General features: G+C 51.9%; 19 protein-coding genes and 1 pseudogene. 5 read left to right on the top strand and 15 right to left on the bottom strand.

What is annotated here, in order from left to right; all coding sequences use genetic code 11:
• Positions 1-68: 68 nt before the first annotated feature.
• Positions 69-1,232, bottom strand: a complete 1,164-nt coding sequence (pgk, locus tag HV213_RS04870) for a phosphoglycerate kinase (RefSeq protein WP_110276741.1) — start codon at positions 1,230-1,232, stop codon at positions 69-71.
• A 51-nt stretch (positions 1,233-1,283) separates the two neighbouring features.
• A complete protein-coding gene (gene epd, locus HV213_RS04865) occupies positions 1,284-2,303 on the bottom strand; it encodes an erythrose-4-phosphate dehydrogenase (protein WP_181484904.1) in 1,020 nt (339 codons plus the stop codon).
• A 274-nt stretch (positions 2,304-2,577) separates the two neighbouring features.
• Here epd and HV213_RS33180 point away from each other — a divergent pair.
• Positions 2,578-2,712 (top strand): annotated as a pseudogene (locus HV213_RS33180) (hypothetical protein); the annotation flags it as partial.
• A 131-nt stretch (positions 2,713-2,843) separates the two neighbouring features.
• On the opposite strand, the gene HV213_RS04860 reads toward HV213_RS33180, so the two are convergent.
• From HV213_RS04860 to tkt, 7 genes are all read right to left on the bottom strand, one after another.
• The gene (locus tag HV213_RS04860) at positions 2,844-3,560 is read right to left on the bottom strand and encodes a nucleoside/nucleotide kinase family protein (RefSeq protein WP_181484903.1); all 717 of its coding nucleotides are present in this window, start codon (positions 3,558-3,560) and stop codon (positions 2,844-2,846) included.
• Positions 3,557-4,066 (bottom strand): MltR family transcriptional regulator, encoded by a 510-nt coding sequence (locus tag HV213_RS04855; RefSeq protein ID WP_110276744.1) that lies wholly within the window; start codon positions 4,064-4,066, stop codon positions 3,557-3,559. Before HV213_RS04855 ends, HV213_RS04860 begins: the two co-directional genes overlap by 4 nt.
• A gap of 15 nt (positions 4,067-4,081) precedes the next feature.
• Positions 4,082-5,053 carry a class II fructose-bisphosphatase gene (gene glpX / locus HV213_RS04850; protein ID WP_181484902.1) on the bottom strand — a complete coding sequence of 324 codons (972 nt, stop codon included), beginning with the start codon at positions 5,051-5,053 and terminating at the stop codon, positions 4,082-4,084.
• Positions 5,050-6,327, bottom strand: a complete 1,278-nt coding sequence (locus HV213_RS04845; protein ID WP_181484901.1) for a zinc-binding dehydrogenase — start codon at positions 6,325-6,327, stop codon at positions 5,050-5,052. The genes glpX and HV213_RS04845 overlap by 4 nt, the downstream gene beginning before the upstream one ends.
• Before the next feature lie 25 nt (positions 6,328-6,352).
• A complete protein-coding gene (locus HV213_RS04840; protein ID WP_142512833.1) occupies positions 6,353-7,729 on the bottom strand; it encodes a PTS mannitol transporter subunit IICB in 1,377 nt (458 codons plus the stop codon).
• A 152-nt stretch (positions 7,730-7,881) separates the two neighbouring features.
• Positions 7,882-8,325, bottom strand: coding sequence for a PTS mannitol transporter subunit IIA (cmtB, locus tag HV213_RS04835; protein WP_181484900.1), 444 nt, complete (start codon positions 8,323-8,325; stop codon positions 7,882-7,884).
• A gap of 328 nt (positions 8,326-8,653) precedes the next feature.
• A complete protein-coding gene (tkt, locus tag HV213_RS04830; protein ID WP_181484899.1) occupies positions 8,654-10,645 on the bottom strand; it encodes a transketolase in 1,992 nt (663 codons plus the stop codon).
• A gap of 404 nt (positions 10,646-11,049) precedes the next feature.
• On the opposite strand from tkt, the gene HV213_RS04825 reads away from it, so the two are divergent.
• Complete coding sequence (locus tag HV213_RS04825; RefSeq protein ID WP_181484898.1) at positions 11,050-11,808, top strand: metalloprotease LoiP; 759 nt, start codon at positions 11,050-11,052, stop codon at positions 11,806-11,808.
• Positions 11,809-12,028: 220 nt separating this feature from the next.
• Here the strand turns inward: HV213_RS04825 and speB are convergent, their stop codons facing one another.
• The 6 genes from speB to HV213_RS04795 all read right to left on the bottom strand — a co-directional run bounded on the left by speB (position 12,029) and on the right by HV213_RS04795 (position 16,663).
• Positions 12,029-12,949 (bottom strand): agmatinase, encoded by a 921-nt coding sequence (gene speB, locus HV213_RS04820; RefSeq protein WP_112217192.1) that lies wholly within the window; start codon positions 12,947-12,949, stop codon positions 12,029-12,031.
• 151 nt (positions 12,950-13,100) lie between these two features.
• Positions 13,101-13,832 carry a hypothetical protein gene (locus tag HV213_RS04815; protein WP_181484897.1) on the bottom strand — a complete coding sequence of 244 codons (732 nt, stop codon included), beginning with the start codon at positions 13,830-13,832 and terminating at the stop codon, positions 13,101-13,103.
• Between the two features lie 151 nt (positions 13,833-13,983).
• The gene (gene speA, locus HV213_RS04810; RefSeq protein ID WP_181484896.1) at positions 13,984-15,960 is read right to left on the bottom strand and encodes a biosynthetic arginine decarboxylase; all 1,977 of its coding nucleotides are present in this window, start codon (positions 15,958-15,960) and stop codon (positions 13,984-13,986) included.
• Positions 15,953-16,099, bottom strand: coding sequence for an acid stress response protein YqgB (gene yqgB / locus HV213_RS04805; RefSeq protein WP_130624344.1), 147 nt, complete (start codon positions 16,097-16,099; stop codon positions 15,953-15,955). The genes speA and yqgB overlap by 8 nt, the downstream gene beginning before the upstream one ends.
• Positions 16,100-16,184: 85 nt before the next feature.
• The gene (locus tag HV213_RS33690) at positions 16,185-16,334 is read right to left on the bottom strand and encodes a hypothetical protein (protein WP_434661544.1); all 150 of its coding nucleotides are present in this window, start codon (positions 16,332-16,334) and stop codon (positions 16,185-16,187) included.
• Between the two features lie 158 nt (positions 16,335-16,492).
• Positions 16,493-16,663, bottom strand: a complete 171-nt coding sequence (locus tag HV213_RS04795) for a hypothetical protein (RefSeq protein ID WP_181484894.1) — start codon at positions 16,661-16,663, stop codon at positions 16,493-16,495.
• Positions 16,664-16,800: 137 nt separating this feature from the next.
• Here HV213_RS04795 and metK point away from each other — a divergent pair, with 137 nt between their 5' ends.
• From metK to HV213_RS04780, 3 genes are all read left to right on the top strand, one after another.
• Positions 16,801-17,955, top strand: a complete 1,155-nt coding sequence (gene metK, locus HV213_RS04790) for a methionine adenosyltransferase (RefSeq protein ID WP_181484893.1) — start codon at positions 16,801-16,803, stop codon at positions 17,953-17,955.
• 388 nt (positions 17,956-18,343) lie between these two features.
• Positions 18,344-19,738: a sugar porter family MFS transporter gene (locus tag HV213_RS04785; RefSeq protein WP_181484892.1), complete on the top strand. Its 1,395-nt coding sequence runs from the start codon at positions 18,344-18,346 to the stop codon at positions 19,736-19,738.
• Positions 19,739-19,815: 77 nt separating this feature from the next.
• On the top strand, positions 19,816-20,316 hold the full coding sequence (locus tag HV213_RS04780; RefSeq protein ID WP_181484891.1) for a SprT family zinc-dependent metalloprotease: 501 nt from the start codon (positions 19,816-19,818) through the stop codon (positions 20,314-20,316).
• The last annotated feature ends 90 nt before the right edge of the window (positions 20,317-20,406 follow it).

Below are 20,406 nucleotides of genomic sequence, written 5' to 3'. Positions count from 1 at the left end.
CCGTTGAAGAAGGTTCGCGAGCGTTTAAGCGCGCTGAAAAACAGGCGGGTCACCCCGCCTGAACTGAATTACTTCTTAGCGCGCTCTTCGAGCATAGCTACTGCTGGCAGGACTTTGCCTTCCACGAATTCGAGGAATGCGCCGCCACCAGTGGAGATGTAGGAGATTTTGTCAGCAATGCCAAACAGGTCGATTGCTGCCAGGGTATCGCCGCCGCCTGCGATGGAGAAGGCTTCGCTATCAGCGATAGCGTTCGCAACGATTTCAGTACCTTTGCGGAAGTTCGGGAATTCAAACACGCCAACCGGACCATTCCACAGAATAGTTTTGGCATTTTTCAGGATTTCAGCCAGCTGCTGTGCAGAAGCGTCGCCCAGGTCCAGAATCTGTTCGTCATCTTTGATGTCGTTAACAGATTTCAGGGTTGCGGCTGCGGTTTCTGAGAACTCGGTTGCCACGCGCACATCAGTCGGGACCGGGATGTCGCAGGTTGTCAGCAGGCGCTTAGCTTCGTCAACCAGGTCTGCTTCGTACAGGGATTTACCGACATTGTGGCCTTGAGCGGCAACGAAGGTATTGGCGATACCGCCACCCACGATCAACTGGTCAGCGATTTTTGACAGGGAATCCAGAACGGTCAGTTTAGTGGAAACTTTAGAACCACCAACGATAGCGACCATCGGGCGAGCTGGTTCTTTCAGCGCTTTGCCCAATGCATCCAGCTCTTCAGCCAGCAGCGGACCTGCGCAAGCCACGTCAGCAAATTTACCGATGCCGTGGGTAGAAGCCTGTGCACGGTGAGCAGTACCGAATGCATCCATTACGAATACGTCACACAGCGCAGCGTATTTTTTAGACAGCGCTTCGTCGTCTTTCTTTTCGCCTTTGTTGAAGCGAACGTTTTCCAGAACAACCAGTTCACCAGCGGCCACTTCAACGCCGTCCAGGTAATCTTTAACCAGACGTACCGGGTTAGACAGTTTGTCTTTCAGGTAGTTAACAACCGGCAGCAGAGAGAATTCTTCGTTGTACTCGCCTTCGGTAGGACGACCCAGGTGGGAAGTTACCATCACTTTCGCACCCTGTTTCAGGGCCAGTTCGATGGTCGGCAGAGAAGCACGGATACGCGCATCGCTGGTTACTTTCCCTTCTTTAACTGGTACGTTCAGATCCGCACGGATAAAAACGCGTTTACCAGCAAGATCCAGATCGGTCATCTTAATTACAGACATGGTGAATCCTCTCGTTGATTCTTGATAAAGTTTTGCAAGCGCTTACGCGCCTTACCTGAAACCTTGTGCGGCCATCGCTAACGTGGTGTCGAGCATCCGGTTAGCAAAGCCCCATTCGTTATCGCACCAGACCAGCGTTTTGATCAAATGCGCGCCGCTTACCCGCGTTTGCGTACCATCAACAATGGCGCTATGCGGATCGTGGTTGAAATCTATCGAGACTAACGGTAATTCCGTATAGTCAACTATACCATGAAATGTACCCTGTGCTGCTTTTTGCAGCAACTGGTTGACTTCACTTGCTTTTACTGGTTTCTTCACCGTCACGCTGAGGTCGATAGCCGTCACATTAATGGTCGGCACACGCACCGCAATCGCTTCGAAACGATCGTTAAACTGAGGGAAAAAACGCGTAATCCCCGCAGCAAGCTTAGTATCAACCGGGATAATCGACTGACTGGCTGCTCGAGTACGACGCAAATCCGGATGCCAGGAATCAATGACCTGCTGATCGTTCATTGATGAGTGGATCGTCGTTACCGTTCCTGACTCTATGCCGTAGGCATCATCTAACAGTTTAATGACCGGAATAATGCAGTTGGTCGTGCAGGAGGCGTTGGAGACGATACGGTGCTCGGCTCGCAATTCATCATGATTGACGCCAAAAACAACCGTCGCGTCGAGATCGTTGCCGCCAGGATGTGAAAAGAGCACTTTCTTCGCGCCAGCCTGAAGATGGGCTTCGCCATGTTCACGGCTGCCGTAAACGCCCGTACAATCAAGCACCACATCCACCGCCAGCTCACGCCAGGGCAACAGCTCAAGGGAAGATTCATGCAGCAGGCGAATAGCATCATCGCCGACAAACAGCTGCTCTCTCTCCTGGCGTACATCCCAGGCAAAGCGCCCATGGCTGGTGTCATATTTCAACAAATGAGCGATGCCAGCAGCATCCGCCAGTTCATTGATTGCCACCACGGTGATTTCCGCACGACGCCCGGATTCATACAAAGCACGAACCACGTTACGCCCGATGCGACCGAAGCCATTAATCGCAATGCGTATGGTCATAGGTCTCCTGCAAGGCTGTCCATGAAATGAGGTGGCTGACAGAGTAATGCAGCTACGCTCTAAGGGAAACCTTACCTGTCGCAAACTGCGACTGATTGATTAATTGTCGAACATTTAGACGACTGAAACGCTTCAGCTAGAATAAGCGAAACAAGGAATAAAAGGAATGACTGTCCAGTTGAAGAAGCCATTTATCTGACTTACGTCACATTTTAAAAGGAATAGTTGCAACACGAGTAACGAATAGCAAAGACGATGCGTGCAGACTTCTTGTCTTGTCGCTCTGACCACAGCGGTGCGTTGGGATGGTAAATTGCCGGATACCATGATTCCTGGCGGCACTGTTCCCTATTATTATCTCGACTATACCCAAAATAATTCGAGTTGCTTAAAGGCGGCAAGGGCGTAAGTCCCCAGGAGCATAGATAACTATGTGACTGGGGTGAGCGCGCGTAGCCAACACATAAGCAACTTGAAGTATGACGGGTATAAATACAAACAGGGCCGTTATCGCGGCCCTTTTTGCAACACTCGCCTGAGTCAAGGGCAGGCAATCTTATATGCACCGTCTGCCGTCATCTCTAACGTCAGGCTTGCAGCCCGGCTGTTTTCGAGCACACGGCGAACGTTCGGACCATCGGTACGCTCGTAAAACGCCTCGGCTTCAGCTTGCGACAGACCTCCGGCCAGCTTTCGCCCAACCAGCCTGGCCCGCAAAGCGTTGGCTGGCGCTTTAATAAACAGTGAAAAATCGCAAAACTCCGCGAGTACGCGCCACTGCTCATCATCCAGCAGCAGCCAGTTGCCCTCAACGATAACAACGGGGGCATTGACATTAATGGCAGCTTCAACCGGGTCGTGTTTTTGCCGATCGTATTGCGGCCAGTCGCCCTCACCCTCGCGAATCTGGCGAAGATTTTTCGCCAGCTTGGTCACATCGAACGTTTCCGGTGCGCCTTTCGAACCGCGTAACCCATGCTCTTCAAGCCAGGTGTTATAGCGGTGAAAACCGTCCATCGGTAGCGTCTGGATGGGTGTCAAATGCGAGTCCTGACGCGCTAAAAACTCCCAAAACGTCGTGAGCGTCGATTTCCCTGTCCCTGGCGGTGCACTGAGGAAAATAATGGTCCGCCAGTTCGGCGTTAAAGCATGTAATTGGGTAAAACGGTGCAGTAAAGGTTTATGGACATTCTCAATTTCGTCATCACTGTACCGGGCATCAACATTCAGCCCATTAATACTCAGCGTTATATTCACGGCGTTAATTCCTTTAATATCGTCGTTATCGCCAACGCCAGCGCGGTTTTCACCATATTAATGAAGCGAATTTCTGACCACGAAGAGAAATCAGCAAACTTCATTGATTTCAACGCGCCATATAATGCGGTGTTATTCGTAATGCTATTTACATTACAAATAAAATCCCAGGTCAACTCGTCCGCAAATCCGGGAAGATCGCATTGCTCAGTCAGATACTGATAAAACTGCGAAAAGTGGGTGATATCGGCATAGAGCCATTTGTCCATTTTCCCCAGCGCATATATCAGTCGTAACGCCACATCAATATCGTCAAGCGGGCCGCTTTGTGCGAGTAACGGCTTCACTGCATATTCCACGATCTCTTCATCATTATTAACGAACAACGAGGGCAGAAAACGCTTGATGGCCTGCAACAAGAGGGTATTTGCAGTCGCCATAAAGGAGAGTAAATCTTGCTGAGCGTCCAATTGCTCCAGCACGTCATCTTCTGTTAGCGTCGTCATTCGTTTCTCGATAAATCACCAGGAATGCAGAGAGTCTACTATATTACACGTTTGGTCTATGCCACTGATTAGGATTGTTTGTGTGCGAATTCCGCCCGCGCTGCGTTGAATTCCACGCAGCAGGTCTCCACCCGTGACGCCGGTTGCAGCGAACAGGACATCGCGGTGGCTCACAATATCATCAAGCCGGTACACATGGTTGACCTTCACGCCCATCTCATCGCAACGGCTGCGCTCTTCCTGCGCTATCTGCTGGTGCTCAGGCGAGTCGCCTTTCGCCTCACAAAAGTCGATAAGTTCCGCCTGCATATCCCCACCCAGAGCGGTCACCGCGCATGCAGATATCACCCCTTCCGGCGCGCCGCCAATGGTGAACATCACATCGTACGCATTGTCCGCCATGCAGGTCTGCACGCTGGCGGCGACATCGCCATCCGGCAAGGCAAAAACTTTCACCCCAAGGCTTCTCGCCTCATCAATAGCGGGCCGTAATCGCGGTTTATCCAGCGTGACCATGCGCAACGCCGTCAGCGGCTTGTCCAGCGCCTTTGCCACGCTATATAAGTTCTCGCTTAACGAATGCCGCAGATTAATCGCCCCTTTAGCCCGGCAGCCCACAACCATCTTTTTCATATACATATCAGGTGCATGCAGCAGAGAACCCGCTGGCGCAAAAGCCATGACCGCCAGCGCATTACTTTGCCCCATCGCAACCATTCGGGTTCCTTCTATTGGATCGACGGCAATATCAGTAGCCAACCCCTCGCCGCGTCCAACCTGCTCGCCAATCCACAACATGGGAGCATGGTCGATTTCCCCCTCTCCGATGACGATCTGCCCCTGAAAATTAAGCTCATTGAGCGCCTGCCGCATTGCGCTTACCGCCAGGCCATCAATTTTGTTTTTATCCCCGCACCCCGTTTCGGGCCAGACAGCAAGCGCTGCCTGTTCCGTAGTGCGTAGCAGCGGCCACGCCAGTGACATCATTCCGTCACCTCGCCAATATCAACGCCAAAGTGCGCCAGAAGATACTTCTCGGCCTGCTCATTCCAGATCCCGTGCGTCTCTTCTACCAGTTTCGCCAGCTGCTTAAACAGCGGGTCGGTTTTACCTTTCTCAGCAAAATCAGTAATCGCCGTTAGCGGCATCGTCACGCCGTTATAAATCAGTTTTTTGCCGCCAGGAATGTTGGGCAGATTAAGCACCGTATCCGGCACCGCATCCAGCCCGCCAATATGCGTCACCATAAATGAAGGCTGTAGTTGTCCAGTTGCGCTCAGGGCGATCGCTTCAAGCATGTCATCCGTTGAACCACCGGAGGTCCCCACGACATGGGTACTGTTGTAATGCACGTTGTAGAAGTTAAACGGGACTTTAAAGTTTTTATCCGTAGGACCGGCAAAGAAGTTCAGGCATCCATCCTCTGCCAGCAGATCGTCCGCCATTTCCACGATAGCTGGAACGGCAGCATAGACGAAGACATCGTCAAATCCTTCGTCATTCGTCAGCGCCCGTAGCGCCTGTACTGGATCTGCAATATCTCGCGTATTGACATAAACCAGCTCAATCCCTTTACTGGCCGCCAGTTCGACCGGCAGCAGCTTTTGCGCCTGCGCCAGGCGCTTTTCATCAATATCAACCACCACCACCCGCGCTGGAGCAATGTTGCCGTTGATAGCATAATCTATCGCGCCAATGCCCATCGGCCCGGCACATGCCAGCAGCGCCAGGTTGCCGCCAGGCTTAATTCCCATCCGATGCTCATAGACATAAGGCGTGGTATGGAAATTGGCATTATATGCACCAATAATGCAACACATAGGTTCAGCCAGCGACGCGGCGGCAAAATAAGAACCGTGATATGGCAGTACGCATCCCAGATTAATAGCCACCTCAGGGATAATCATATAGGTCGCGTTACCGCCGAAGTATTCATAGCTATAACCTGCTGAATATCCGCTGGGTAGTCCCATTGCCGGTTGCAAAACAAATCGCTGTCCTTTTTTATATTTGCCAGTGAGATTTTTACCTACTTCTACAATAATTCCTGCACATTCATGACCGGTAATAACCGGATGATTTTCTAAATCATCGGGAACGCGCTTATGTTCGCTACCTAAAGCGGCGGCCTTCCAGGTGGATAAGCACACGCTATCGGAGATTACGCTCACCAACAGTTCATTATCGGTAATTTGCGGAAGTTCGAATTCACGAATACGGACATCCTGCTTGCCATAAATAGCGGCAACTTTGGTTTTCATATTAACTCCGTAAATTAATGAGCAATCAGGCGCTGAGGTTTTTAAACAACTCGTCCAGGTGCGGATCGCCGATATAGTTTTTAATCAGGATTAAAGGTTTATCACTGACGCGTTTAACACGGCCTTCCAGGCTGGCGTGAGTGACGATAATATCCGCATCATCCGGTACATTTTCGATGGCATAGTGGGTAACGGTAATAGCCAGCCCCGCTTTTTCCAGACGTTTACGGAAAGTTGTTGCGCCCATCGCGCTGGAGCCCATACCCGCATCGCAAACGAAAGCGACGCGTTTAACTTGCTTGTAAGAAAACGAACCTTCGCGTTTCATCGCTTTTACCGCTTTAGCAGATTCGCTAAATGTATCTTCTTTTTCGACTTCGATGCTTTTATCCATCTTCAGAATAAAAGAAGTAATGATAAAGGTCACCAGAGCTCCCGCCGTTACGCCCGCGATGGTGGCGATAAACGACCCTTTCGGTGTTAATGCCAGGTAGGCGAAGATTGAGCCAGGACTCGGTCCGGCAACCAGGCCGCCACCTAATAAATTAAAGACCCAGGTACCGGTCATTCCACCGCCGATCATGGCAATCAGCGTTAGCGGCTTCATCAACACATAAGGGAAATAGAGCTCATGGATACCGCCAAGGAAATGGATAATCATGGCGCCCGGAGCGGACTTCTTACTCATGCCTTTACCAAAGATGGCAAACCCGAGCAGCAGGCCCAGTCCTGGCCCGGGGTTAGAGGCCACCATAAAGAAGATCGATTTTCCGGTCTCAGCAGCCTGTTGCATACCCAGCGGATAGTAGACGCCCTGATCGATAGCATTGTTCAGAAAGAGGATTTTTGCGGGCTCATTGATAACCGATAACAGCGGCAGATATCCCGCATGTACCAGTGCTTCAATGCATTCCTTCACAAAATTGTTGGCAACAAGAACCGCCGGGCCAATAATTTCAAATCCCAGTAGGCACAAGATCATGCCAGCGATACCGAGAGAGAAGTTATTTATGACCATTTCGAAACCGGCAGGAATACGTTTTTCCAGCAGGCGGTCAATATGTTTAATCACCAGGCCGCCGAGCGGCCCCATGATCATGGAACCAAGGAACATTGGAATATCAGCGCCAACAATCACGCCAATGGAACCAATACCGCCCATTACCGCTCCGCGCTTGCCGCCAACCAGGTGACCGCCGGTTGAGCCAATCATTACCGGTAATAAATAGGTGATCATCGGACCGACAATTTTGGCAAAATGCTCATTGGGCATCCAGCCAGTAGGAATAAATAATGCGGTAATAAACCCCCAGGCAATAAATGCACCGATATTGGGGATGACCATGGCAGTCAAAAACCCACCAAAAGCCTGGACCTTTGCACGAGCAGACTTGTTTTCCATATTAGTATCCTGAAAGGAGGGAGTATACCCGTCATACTTCAAGCTGCTTGCGCGTTGGCTACGCTCGTTCACCTCAGTCACATAGTTATCTATGCTCCTGGGGACTCACTCCCTTGCCGCCTTCAAGCAACTCGAATTATTTTGGGTATAGATTATGCGCGGGAGATAATATCCGCTAATTGTTTCTCAGATTTAGCCGCCAACAATGCAGCCAGGTTTTCCTCTTCACACAATAATTCACTTAATGCCTGAATCGCACCAATATGCGAATCTGAATCGGCAGCGGACAACCCAATTAATAACTTAATGGGTTCATTATCCTCACCAAAACTGACGTGATTTCGCAATAGCGTTAATGACATCCCTGTTTTTAACGCACCGTATTCAGGACGCGCATGAGGCATTGCCACTTCGGGAGCCAAAATATAATAAGGCCCATTCGTTAACGTAGAGTCTTTAATTGCCTGAACATATTGCGGGCTAACATAATGATTAGACAATAAAGCTGACATTGAAAAATCAACCGCTTCTTGCCAGTTTGATGCCGAATCCTTTATCGATATTGATGCTTCTGGGAAATAATCAATCAGTCGCATAGGTCATCCTTTTATTTTATTTCTAGGGTACAGCTTATCGTTAAAAACAAAATACTCGGGAGGCACAGTGAAATCAATAAGCGACAAAAGAGATGCGAACTGGCTGAGGGTTTTTACGAAATGAACAAAAACAACAAGTTGATAATTAAAAAAATAAAATCAACTCTATATTTGTGATTTAAATTGCAAATATGAAAAATCACTAAATTAATGTTTTGTGAAGCATATCACTATTAATGACTTGATGATAACTAACAAAAAAAGCTAGCGCTGTCTCAATCAAAAGAAACGGGCCGCCTGAGCGACCCGTTTATTATCATAAAAATGATTACAGCAGTGCTTTCGCTTTGGCGACAACGTTATCCACGGTGAAGCCAAACTCTTCAAACAGCAGCTCTGCCGGAGCAGATTCGCCGAAGGTAGTCATGCCGACGATAGCGCCGTTCAGGCCCACGTATTTGAACCAGTAGTCAGCGATGCCCGCTTCAACTGCTACGCGAGCAGAGACTGCTTTCGGCAGCACGGCTTCACGGTAAGCCGCATCCTGCTTGTCGAATGCGTCAGTGGACGGCATGGAAACCACGCGCGCCTTCACGCCTTCGGCAGTCAGTTTTTCGTAAGCGGCAACCGCCAGCTCAACTTCTGAACCTGTGGCGATGAAAATCAGCTCTGGCTGGCCAGCGCAATCTTTCAGCACGTAACCGCCGCGGGAGACGTTCGCCAGCTGCTCTGCGGTACGCTCCTGCTGCGCCAGGTTCTGACGGGAGAGGATCAGCGCGGTCGGACCGTCCTGACGCTCAACGCCGTATTTCCACGCGATAGCGGATTCAACCTGGTCACACGGACGCCATGTGGACATGTTTGGCGTGACGCGCAGGGAAGCAACCTGCTCTACCGGCTGGTGAGTCGGGCCATCTTCGCCCAGACCGATGGAGTCGTGGGTATAGACCATCACCTGACGTTTTTTCATCAGCGCAGCCATACGCACAGCGTTACGGGCGTATTCGACGAACATCAGGAAGGTGGAGGTGTACGGCAGGAAACCGCCGTGCAGCGAGATACCGTTGGCAATCGCGGTCATGCCGAATTCGCGCACACCGTAGTGGATATAGTTACCGGCAGTGTCTTCGTTGATGGCTTTAGAACCGGACCAGATAGTCAGGTTACTTGGTGCCAGGTCAGCAGAGCCACCGAGGAATTCAGGCAGCAACGGACCGAAAGCTTCGATCGCATTCTGGGATGCTTTACGGCTGGCGATTTTCGCCGGATTCGCCTGCAGCTTAGCGATGAACTCATTCGCTTTCGCATCGAAGTCAGACGGCATATCGCCTTTCATACGACGGGTGAATTCTGCCGCTTCCTGCGGGAAGGCTTTGGCGTAGGCGGCGAACTTCTCGTTCCAGGAGGCTTCTTTCGCCTGACCGGCTTCTTTCGCATCCCATTGAGCATAGATATCAGACGGGATTTCAAAGGCCGGGTGTTTCCAGCCCAAAGCTTCGCGGGTCAGCGCGATTTCCGCGTCGCCCAGCGGCGCGCCGTGGGAGTCGTGGGTGCCCTGTTTGTTCGGCGAACCAAAACCGATGATGGTTTTGCACATCAGCAGAGACGGTTTGTCGGTAACTGCACGAGCTTCTTCCACTGCGCGTTTAATCGAGTCAGCATCGTGACCGTCCACGCCGCGCACCACGTGCCAGCCGTAAGCTTCGAAGCGTTTTGCGGTGTCGTCAGTGAACCAGCCTTCAACGTGGCCGTCAATGGAGATACCGTTGTCGTCGTAGAAAGCGACCAGTTTGCCCAGTTTCAGGGTACCGGCCAGAGAACATACCTCGTGGGAGATACCTTCCATCATGCAGCCGTCGCCCATGAACGCGTAAGTGAAGTGGTCAACAATGTCGTGGCCCGGACGGTTAAACTGCGCCGCCAGCGTTTTCTCCGCAATCGCCATACCCACCGCATTGGCAATACCCTGACCCAGCGGACCGGTAGTGGTTTCAACACCCGCGGTGTAACCCACTTCCGGGTGACCCGGAGTTTTAGAGTGCAGTTGGCGGAAGTTTTTCAGCTCTTCAATCGGCAGATCATAACCGGTGAGGTGCAGCAGGCTATAGATCAGCATAGAGCCGTGACCGTTGGACAGCACGAAGCGGTCGCGGTCAGCCCATAATGGGTTCTGCGGGTTATGGTTCAGGAAATCACGCCACAGGACTTCAGCAATGTCAGCCATACCCATCGGGGCACCCGGGTGACCGGATTTGGCTTTCTGTACTGCGTCCATGCTCAGCGCACGAATAGCGTTGGCAAGCTCTTTACGTGAGGACATTTTGACTCCAGATCGGATAATGAAGGCCATGCCCGCAACGACTTGACGACAGCGCGTTTTGGGCTACGCCGGAAAAAAGTGTGAACAATGTAACCTAAGCGGCAAAACATGTACATGGAGCATCCTTTTGCCGCTTAAGAAATCTCTGGAACATGTTGTGCTACAGCGTAATCCTCTCGCCCGCATCCTGAGATAGTATTTATAATTTGTATAGGATACGGCAGGCCTGCTATCGCCGTTTTTTCGGATAAATATACCCTAAATAATTCAAGTTGCTTAAAGGCGGCAAGGGAGTGAATCCCCAGGAGCATAGATAACTATGTGACTGGGGTGAGCGAGCGTAGCCAACACATAAGCAAATTGAAGTATGACGGGTATAACCATAAGATTGTGGAAGATAAAAAATGAAAATTCGTTCAGCTATTCTTGCCCTTGGGATCGCAGCAACGCTTACCGGATGCCAGAACATGGACTCTAACGCCCTGCTCGGCTCTGGCGCAGAAGCCTGGCAGGCTTACTCCCTCAGCGACGAGCAGGTTAAAACCTTAAGCGACAAGGCCTGCCAGGAGATGGACGCCAAAGCCACCATCGCGCCTGCCAGCAGCGAATACAGTAAGCGCCTCAGCAAAATCGCCGCCGCGCTGGGCGACAACATCAACGGCCAGCCGGTGAACTACAAGGTGTACCAAACCAAAGACGTCAACGCATTTGCCATGGCCAACGGCTGTATTCGCGTCTATAGCGGGCTAATGGATTTGATGAATGATAATGAAGTTGAAGCGGTCATCGGCCATGAAATGGGTCACGTGGCGCTCGGTCATGTGAAGAAAGGGATGCAGGTCGCGCTGGGTACCAACGCGGTGCGCGCAGCTGCGGCCTCAGCTGGCGGCATTGTCGGCAGCTTGTCGCAGTCTCAACTGGGCGATTTGGGTGAAAAACTGGTGAATTCACAATTCTCCCAGCGCCAGGAATCTGAAGCAGACGACTACTCTTACGATCTGCTGCGCAAACGCGGAATTAACCCAGCGGGACTCGCCACCAGCTTCGAGAAATTAGCGAAGCTGGAAGCCGGTCGCCAAAGCTCAATGTTTGACGATCACCCGGCATCGGAAGCGCGCGCTCAGCATATTCGCGATCGAATGGCTGCGGACGGCATCAAGTAACCGCCGCCCCATCAGCAAGCCATATCAGATATTTTTGGCAAAGCTCATCATGCAAGCCGGATAGCATTAGCGCTATCCGGCATACCTGGTGATGACAAACCCGTTTTAGGCATTGTGCCCGGATTCATGCCGGGTGGCGGCTAACGCCTTACCCAGCCTACGAGGTCCGCGATTATCTGTAGGCCCGTGCAAGCACAGCGCCGCCGGGCGATTCCTGTGATTACTCGCCTTTCTTCGCAGCCTGGATATACAGCATCTCCAGGGCTAACGTCGCCGCCGCCAGCGCAGTGATTTCGGACTGATCGTAAGCCGGAGCCACTTCCACCACGTCCATGCCGACAATATTCAGGTCCTTCAGGCCGCGCACCAGCTTGATCGCGCGATCTGACGTCAGGCCACCGATCACCGGCGTACCGGTACCCGGTGCGAATGCCGGATCCAGGCAATCGATGTCAAAGGTCAGATAGACCGGCATATCGCCGACAATCTGCTTAACCTGGGCAATCACATCGTCAGCGGTCCGATCGTTAACCTGACCCGCATCCAGCACCGTGAAGCCGTTATCTTTATCAAACTCGGTACGAATGCCGATCTGCACCGAATGATTCGGGTCGATCAGGCCTTCGTTCGGCGCAGTATAAAACATGGTGCCGTGGTCGAATTCGCAGCCGTTTGCATAGGTATCGGTGTGAGCATCGAAGTGCACCAGCGCCATTTTACCGAAGTGCTTAGCGTGCGCGCGCAGCAGCGGCAGCGTCACGAAATGGTCACCGCCGAAGGAGAGCATGCGTTTACCCGCAGCCAGCAATCTTTCCGCGTGGGCCTGCAGCTTTTCGCTCATCTCACGCGCATCGCCGAAGGCATAAACCAGATCGCCACAGTCAACCACGTTGAGACGCTCACGCATATCAAAGTTCCACGGGAAGCGGTTGTGCTCCCACGCAAGGTTAGTCGACACCTGACGGATCGCCGCCGGACCGTGACGGCCGCCCGCGCGCCCGGAAGTCGCCATATCAAACGGGACGCCGGTAATCACCCAGTCAGCATCGCTGTCGTACGGCTGGAAGTTCAGCGGCAGACGCAGAAAACCAAATGCGTTAGATACCAGGGAGTTATCGTATTGATGACCTAAGGTGCTCATGGGTATGACCTCTTTTTTGCCGTCTTGGTATTTGAAAAAGATATAAAAAAACCCTTCCGCGTCGTTAGGCCCGACGAGAAAGGGTTTAGTTTACATATCATGTGTTGGGCGTAATTATCGCCTTAAAACTACCCAGCTTCAAGCAAAGCGTTTATTTACGGCACGGCGGTGGCGCATAGCCGTTGTTGTCTGCAGGGAAGGCCTGAGCCGAGCACGGCGGCAGCGCTGATGTTGATTTACTCTGTAGCGCAAATGCCGCAAAACCAATAACCCCGGTATTACGCACATCACCCTGCGCGGAGTTAGCCGCATAGGAATCAGAGGCATCGGAGAACTGGAACGCAGCCTCGGTATGCTTATCTTTTCTGAACCCTTTAATCGCCAGTGAATCACCAGCATTAACAATATAACCGCTATTATTCAGAGAGCCAGGTTTACCGCTCAGCACATCCAGGCCATCAACCGTCGCGACAATTTCATAATTCGTATCACGACTGAAATTACGCACGTACAGCTGATAGTTCATCCCCACGGTCGCCGGGATAGTATATTGCCACTGTCCAGTGTAGGAGTCATAACGACGAGTGATTGGAATAGAATTAAAATTTGCATCACGAACAGCATATTCAAGATTACTGATTCGAATGCTATAAACACGATCGTATCCCGGCTGGTATTTAGCAGAGTAATTTATCAGGATAATTTCGCTGGGCTCACGCTCTGCACGCTCGGCTGAGACGCCCGTCACCGTTGACTTTACGTCTCCCCCCCACCCGGTACCAACTTCAGAGGTCAACGATTGGTTGGAATGCATCGGCGCGGAACAGCCACCTAAAAGCAAAAGCATGCTGACCAGTAAACTCTTAATTTTAAATCCCTTCATACCCACTCCCTTTGCTGTCATGAATAAAACCCCCAGCAATAGTAGGGATATTTGAAAATAAAAAAAGAGGGTAATTAACGATTAAGATACTTTTCAGAATGGGATGACCGATTTAAAACAATAAATCGGTCATCAAGCGGAATACTCTTAATTACTCATCTTCGAGATAAGTATATCCATATAATCCTGCTTCGAACTCTTCAAGGAACTGCTGCTGCAGCGCTTCGTCGAGGCCTGAGTTTTTCACCTGATCGCGGAACTGAGTCAGCAACGTACTCGGGTCTAGCTGCACGTATTGCAGCATGTCCGCCACGGTATCCCCTTCATCGGACAGCTCAACTTCCACGCTACCGTCGGGGAACACAAACACGTCGACAGCTTCCGTATCACCGAACAGGTTGTGCATATTGCCGAGAATTTCCTGATAGGCACCGACCATAAAGAAGCCCAGCATCGGTGGGTTATCCGGATCGTACTCCGGCATTGGCATCGTAGTCGCGATACCATCACCATCGACATAATGGTCAATTGCGCCATCGGAGTCACAGGTGATATCCAGCAGCACCGCGCGGCGTTCCGGCACCATATTCAGCCCTTCCAGCGGCATCACCGGGAACAGCTGATCGATACCCCAGGCATCCGGCATCGACTGGAACAGTGAGAAGTTGACGTAGATTTTATCCGCCATCCGCTCCTGCAGCTCGTCAATAATCGGACGATGCGCGCGGTTGCTCGGGTCGAGCTGCTTCTGCACTTCATGACACATATTCAGATACAGCTGCTCGGCCCAGGCACGCTCCTGAAGATTAAAGGTGCCGGAGGAGTAGCCAATGTGGATATCATGCAGGTCCATCTGGCTATCATGCAGCCATTCGCGCAGCGAGCGGCGGTTGCCGGTCTCGTGCATTTCCAGCCAGGTTTCCCACATACTTTGCAGTGGACGCGCAGCGTCTTGTGCAGGCGGAGTCGCTTCGGTGTATTCGTTACGTTCAACGCCGATAATATTAGAAACCAGCACCGTATGATGCGCAGTCACCGCACGACCCGACTCGGTAATCACCGTCGGATGCGGCAGGCCGTTCTCTTCACAAGCATCGCCAATCGCCCAGATTATGTTGTTGGCATACTCGTTCAGGCCGTAGTTCACCGAACAATCGGACTGCGAACGGGTACCTTCATAGTCCACGCCCAGACCGCCGCCAACGTCGAAGCACTGAATGTTGACACCCAGCTTATGCAGCTCAACGTAGAAGCGCGATGACTCACGCACGCCGGTGGCAATATCACGAATATTGGCCATCTGCGAACCGAGATGGAAGTGCAACAGTTGCAGGCTGTCCAGGTGCCCTGCTGTACGCAGGATCTCAACCAGTTGCAAAACCTGCGTTGCCGCAAGGCCAAATTTCGATTTTTCGCCGCCGGATGACTGCCATTTACCGGAACCCTGTGATGCCAGACGCGCACGCACGCCAAGGCGCGGCACCACGTTCAGACGCTCGGCTTCTTCCAGCACGATAGCGATTTCCGACATTTTTTCGATGACCAGATAGACCTTGTGACCCATCTTTTCACCCACCAGCGCCAGGCGGATATATTCACGGTCTTTATAACCGTTACACACAATCACGCTACGGGTCATGCCCGCGTGCGCCAGGACCGCCATCAGTTCCGCTTTTGAACCCGCTTCCAGACCCAGTGGTTCACCGGAATGGATCAGCGACTCAATAACCCGGCGATGCTGGTTAACCTTGATCGGATAAACCAGGAAGTAGTCACCGTTATAGCCATAGGATTCACGCGCGCGTTTAAATGCGGCATTAATCGAACGCAGGCGGTGCTGCAGAATCTGCGGAAAGCAGAACAGCGCAGGCAGGCGCTGGCCCTGTGCTTCACGCGCTTTCACCAGCTCGGCGAGGTCAACGCGCGCTTCCGGAACGTCGGGATCCGGGCAGACGCTGATATGGCCCAGTTCGTTAACGTCGTAGTAGTTATTACCCCACCAGGCAATATTATAAGTACGTAGCATCTTGCTGGCTTCCTGGGAGCTCATCGCAACCTCCTGCATGGAACGTAGTACACCGTGTTCGCCTGCTGACGAAGGCGAAAACAAAGACATGTCGTCAGACATAGCGAACCTCAAATTTAGTAACAAGTGTAAAACAGTTGACTACTATCGCAATCCGAAGAAGCGATAACAACCCATGAACAGTCCTAAATCCCAGCAGATAGTGCTGGTCTCGCGACTGCGCGACCGGTTTCTTATTCATATCATCGTAAAACACGTACCCGAACGGAGTATGACAGTTCGGAGAAACCACGAGAAAACCCTTGCGATAGCAAGAGCGCCCTTGTTCAGTTTTCCAATCGCCTACCGGCCCTGGAATCCTGAGAAGCGCCGAGATGGGTAGAGCATCGGCTGGTTTGCATGAGAGAGATGCAGCTTGCGGGATAGTGACGCGCGACGGAACGGCGCGACGAATCAGGCAAAAAACGTGGGTTCATTATTAAGGATCACCTCCACACTGCCCCGACATGGGCCAGCGACAAGCCAAAGCTAGACATTCCGAACAGCCAGCGCAAACGCTACTGCGGGACTCTGTAAACACAGACTGCTTAACCCGGCTGGAAGTGGCGTCACGAGAAGAGTGCTCGTGCGCTTTTTAATGAGCCGCGCGCGGCGTTTTATACCGAGAAGCGGGGTAAAAAGCAAAATAAAAATATGCGCGTTGCCGGGGTTTGTCAGGAAAAATTGCCACCGCCGTTTTCCCATAAATGCGACGAATATCAAAAAAGGCTGGAAATGGGGTCAACAACTGCCCTAAAATAGCCATCCAGAAGTTAATCCATCTATACTGATTAACACTCAGACTGCTCGTGTCACTACCTGCAAGCTTTGGTAGGGTCATCCGTCAAAGCCTCTCTACACAACAGTATGAGCTACCCGAATCGTCCACAGGTGAAATAAAACATGGCAAAACACCTCTTTACGTCCGAGTCCGTATCAGAAGGGCATCCAGACAAAATTGCTGACCAAATCTCCGACGCCGTACTGGACGCGATCCTCGAGCAGGATCCGAAAGCACGCGTAGCATGTGAAACCTACGTCAAGACCGGCATGGTTCTGGTTGGCGGTGAAATCACCACCAGCGCATGGGTTGATATCGAAGAGATCACCCGTAACACGGTCCGTGAAATTGGCTACGTGCATTCCGATATGGGCTTTGATGCCAACTCCTGCGCGGTACTGAGCGCTATCGGCAAACAGTCTCCGGACATCAATCAGGGTGTTGACCGTGCCGATCCGCTGGAACAAGGTGCGGGCGACCAGGGTCTGATGTTTGGCTACGCGACTAACGAAACCGACGTGCTGATGCCAGCGCCGATCACCTATGCTCACCGCCTGGTGCAGCGTCAGGCCGAAGTGCGTAAAAATGGCTCTCTGCCGTGGCTGCGCCCGGATGCGAAAAGCCAGGTCACCTTCCAGTATGACGATGGCAAAATCGTCGGCATCGATGCCGTGGTTCTGTCGACTCAGCATGCTGAAAATATTGACCAGAAATCACTGCAAGAAGCGGTGATGGAAGAGATCATCAAGCCGGTCCTGCCGACCGAATGGCTGAGCAGCGCAACAAAATTCTTTATCAACCCAACAGGTCGTTTTGTCATCGGCGGCCCGATGGGCGACTGTGGCCTGACCGGGCGTAAAATCATCGTTGATACCTACGGCGGCATGGCTCGTCACGGCGGCGGCGCATTCTCCGGTAAAGATCCATCAAAAGTGGACCGTTCTGCAGCCTACGCTGCACGCTATGTTGCGAAAAACATCGTGGCGGCTGGTCTTGCTGACCGTTGCGAAATTCAGGTTTCCTACGCTATCGGCGTCGCAGAACCGACTTCCATCATGGTTGAAACCTTCGGCACTGAGAAAATCGCTTCTGAACAACTGACTCTGCTGGTTCGCGAGTTCTTCGATCTGCGTCCGTACGGACTGATTCAGATGCTGGATCTGCTGCACCCGATCTACAAAGAAACCGCAGCATACGGCCACTTTGGCCGCGAACATTTCCCTTGGGAAAAAACCGACAAAGCCGCTCAACTGCGCGAAGCTGCTGGCCTCAAGTAAACCATGCCCTTCTGCTTTTAAGGCCAGCCTCGCGCTGGCCTTTTCGTTTCTAATACTCCCCGTTAGCGATTTCCCGCAGACACGTATCGACCCCTACCGCAAAAAATGAAAGCGATTACATTAGGCGCAGAGCAAATCATTAATTAACTCACGCTCTTAATGCACTAAAACATCACAGTGTTACACAATATTTCAGTTTACTCTGATTAGTGCTTTTAATTTCTTGAGCTAAAATCAATTAATGCATTGATTTAAATAACTTTAATTCAATTACGTTTCTTTACTTTAGTGTAACCGATTACACAGTCGTGATTGATATCACATTTTTTTACTACGTACTTCCCTACCCTAACCATCGATAGAATCAATAACTCAACTGGAGGGCGTTATGCCTGACAACAAAAAACAAGGGCGCTCGAACAAGACGATGACGTTCTTTGTCTGCTTCCTCGCCGCACTGGCTGGCCTGCTTTTCGGCCTTGATATCGGTGTGATTGCGGGTGCCTTACCCTTTATTGCCAACGAGTTTCAGATAAGCGCTCACACGCAGGAATGGGTGGTGAGCTCCATGATGTTCGGCGCCGCCGTCGGTGCAGTCGGCAGCGGCTGGCTCTCCTTTAAGCTCGGGCGTAAAAAAAGCCTGATGATTGGCGCCATACTGTTCGTTGCCGGTTCGCTGTGCTCTGCTGCTGCTCCGAACGTTGAAGTGCTGCTGATTTCCCGCGTGCTGCTCGGCCTGGCCGTAGGCGTCGCCTCCTATACTGCCCCGCTTTATTTGTCGGAAATCGCCCCGGAAAAAATTCGCGGCAGCATGATTTCGATGTATCAGTTGATGATCACCATTGGTATTCTCGGCGCTTATCTTTCCGATACGGCGTTTAGCTATAGCGGCGCGTGGCGCTGGATGCTCGGCGTTATTATCATCCCGGCGATCCTGCTGTTGATTGGCGTTATCTTCCTGCCGGATAGCCCGCGCTGGTTTGCCGCTAAGCGCCGCTTTGTCGATGCAGAGCGCGTTCTGCTGCGCCTGCGCGATACCAGCGCAGAAGCGAAACGCGAGCTGGATGAAATCCGCGAAAGCCTGAAGGTAAAACAGTCCGGCTGGTCGCTATTTAAAGAAAACAGCAATTTCCGTCGCGCGGTGTTCCTTGGCGTTCTACTGCAGGTGATGCAGCAGTTCACCGGCATGAACGTCATCATGTACTACGCACCGAAGATTTTTGAACTGGCAGGCTATGCCAATACCACTGAACAAATGTGGGGGACAGTCATCGTCGGTCTGACCAACGTTCTGGCCACCTTTATTGCCATCGGTCTGGTTGACCGCTGGGGTCGTAAACCCACGCTGATCCTTGGCTTTATCGTTATGGCCGTCGGCATGGGCGTGCTGGGTAGCATGATGCATATTGGCATCCATTCAGCTACCGCGCAGTACTTTGCCGTGCTGATGCTGCTGATGTTTATCGTCGGCTTTGCGATGAGCGCCGGTCCGTTAATTTGGGTACTGTGTTCAGAAATCCAGCCGCTGAAAGGCCGTGATTTTGGTATCACCTGCTCAACGGCAACCAACTGGATTGCCAATATGATCGTCGGTGCCACCTTCCTGACCATGCTGAACTCGCTGGGCAGCGCCAACACCTTCTGGGTCTATGGTGGTCTGAACGTGTTGTTCATCTTCCTGACGCTGTGGTTGATTCCGGAAACGAAAAACGTCTCGCTGGAACACATCGAACGTAACCTGATGAAAGGTCGTAAACTGCGCGAAATCGGCGCTCGCGATTAACCCGACAGGCTTCCTTCCCGCCCGGGGGGGAAGCTTCTTCTTGCTCTCGACTTCCTGCCGCACTATCCTCTGGCGCTATGAAAACACCCCGAATTCCCATTGCCCTTCAACAGGTCGTCATGCGCAGCCTGCGCGATAATCTGGCCAAAGCTAACGCCAAACTGGGAAAACATTACCCTGAACCGGCTCTGGTCTATCAGCAACGTGGTACTTCCGCCGGCACCGCCTGGCTGGAAAAAAACGAAATCCGCCTCAATCCGGTGCTGCTGCTGGAAAACCAACAAGCATTTATCGACGAGGTCGTACCGCATGAGCTGGCTCATCTGCTGGTGTGGAAGCACTTTGGCCGCGTCGCACCGCACGGCAGAGAGTGGAAATGGATGATGGAAAGCGTGTTGGGCGTCCCGGCTCTGCGCACCCATCGCTTTGAACTCGACTCGGTACGCAAAAACACCTTCTCCTATCGCTGCCAATGTCAGCAGCATCAGTTAACCGTCCGCCGCCACAATCGCGTGGTGCGCGGTGAAGCCACTTATCGCTGCGTTCGCTGCGGCGACGTACTGGTAGCGGAAAAGTAATCTCCGGAAATAATTGGAAGTTTTCTGATCTGGCTGATTGCATCCGGCAATCGCATTCGTTACGTTGCGAGCTCGTTTTGACACGGAGTT

Source organism: Klebsiella sp. RHBSTW-00484, assembly GCF_013705725.1.
GTDB lineage: Bacteria > Pseudomonadota > Gammaproteobacteria > Enterobacterales > Enterobacteriaceae > Klebsiella.
Note: the sequence above shows the minus strand (reverse complement) of the source record. Positions and strands in the feature narration are given on the sequence as shown.

Excerpts from the sequence above, each read along its gene's own strand:
- pgk (WP_110276741.1), bottom strand. The coding sequence starts at position 1,232 with ATGTCTGTAATTAAGATGACCGATCTGGATCTTGCTGGTAAACGCGTT.
- epd (WP_181484904.1), bottom strand. The coding sequence starts at position 2,303 with ATGACCATACGCATTGCGATTAATGGCTTCGGTCGCATCGGGCGTAAC.
- HV213_RS04855 (WP_110276744.1), bottom strand. The coding sequence starts at position 4,066 with ATGACGACGCTAACAGAAGATGACGTGCTGGAGCAATTGGACGCTCAG.
- glpX (WP_181484902.1), bottom strand. The coding sequence starts at position 5,053 with ATGATGTCACTGGCGTGGCCGCTGCTACGCACTACGGAACAGGCAGCG.
- HV213_RS04845 (WP_181484901.1), bottom strand. The coding sequence starts at position 6,327 with ATGAAAACCAAAGTTGCCGCTATTTATGGCAAGCAGGATGTCCGTATT.
- HV213_RS04840 (WP_142512833.1), bottom strand. The coding sequence starts at position 7,729 with ATGGAAAACAAGTCTGCTCGTGCAAAGGTCCAGGCTTTTGGTGGGTTT.
- cmtB (WP_181484900.1), bottom strand. The coding sequence starts at position 8,325 with ATGCGACTGATTGATTATTTCCCAGAAGCATCAATATCGATAAAGGAT.
- tkt (WP_181484899.1), bottom strand. The coding sequence starts at position 10,645 with ATGTCCTCACGTAAAGAGCTTGCCAACGCTATTCGTGCGCTGAGCATG.
- HV213_RS04825 (WP_181484898.1), top strand. The coding sequence starts at position 11,050 with ATGAAAATTCGTTCAGCTATTCTTGCCCTTGGGATCGCAGCAACGCTT.
- speB (WP_112217192.1), bottom strand. The coding sequence starts at position 12,949 with ATGAGCACCTTAGGTCATCAATACGATAACTCCCTGGTATCTAACGCA.
- HV213_RS04815 (WP_181484897.1), bottom strand. The coding sequence starts at position 13,832 with ATGAAGGGATTTAAAATTAAGAGTTTACTGGTCAGCATGCTTTTGCTT.
- speA (WP_181484896.1), bottom strand. The coding sequence starts at position 15,960 with ATGTCTGACGACATGTCTTTGTTTTCGCCTTCGTCAGCAGGCGAACAC.
- yqgB (WP_130624344.1), bottom strand. The coding sequence starts at position 16,099 with ATGAATAAGAAACCGGTCGCGCAGTCGCGAGACCAGCACTATCTGCTG.
- HV213_RS33690 (WP_434661544.1), bottom strand. The coding sequence starts at position 16,334 with ATGAACCCACGTTTTTTGCCTGATTCGTCGCGCCGTTCCGTCGCGCGT.
- HV213_RS04795 (WP_181484894.1), bottom strand. The coding sequence starts at position 16,663 with ATGGCTATTTTAGGGCAGTTGTTGACCCCATTTCCAGCCTTTTTTGAT.
- metK (WP_181484893.1), top strand. The coding sequence starts at position 16,801 with ATGGCAAAACACCTCTTTACGTCCGAGTCCGTATCAGAAGGGCATCCA.
- HV213_RS04785 (WP_181484892.1), top strand. The coding sequence starts at position 18,344 with ATGCCTGACAACAAAAAACAAGGGCGCTCGAACAAGACGATGACGTTC.
- HV213_RS04780 (WP_181484891.1), top strand. The coding sequence starts at position 19,816 with ATGAAAACACCCCGAATTCCCATTGCCCTTCAACAGGTCGTCATGCGC.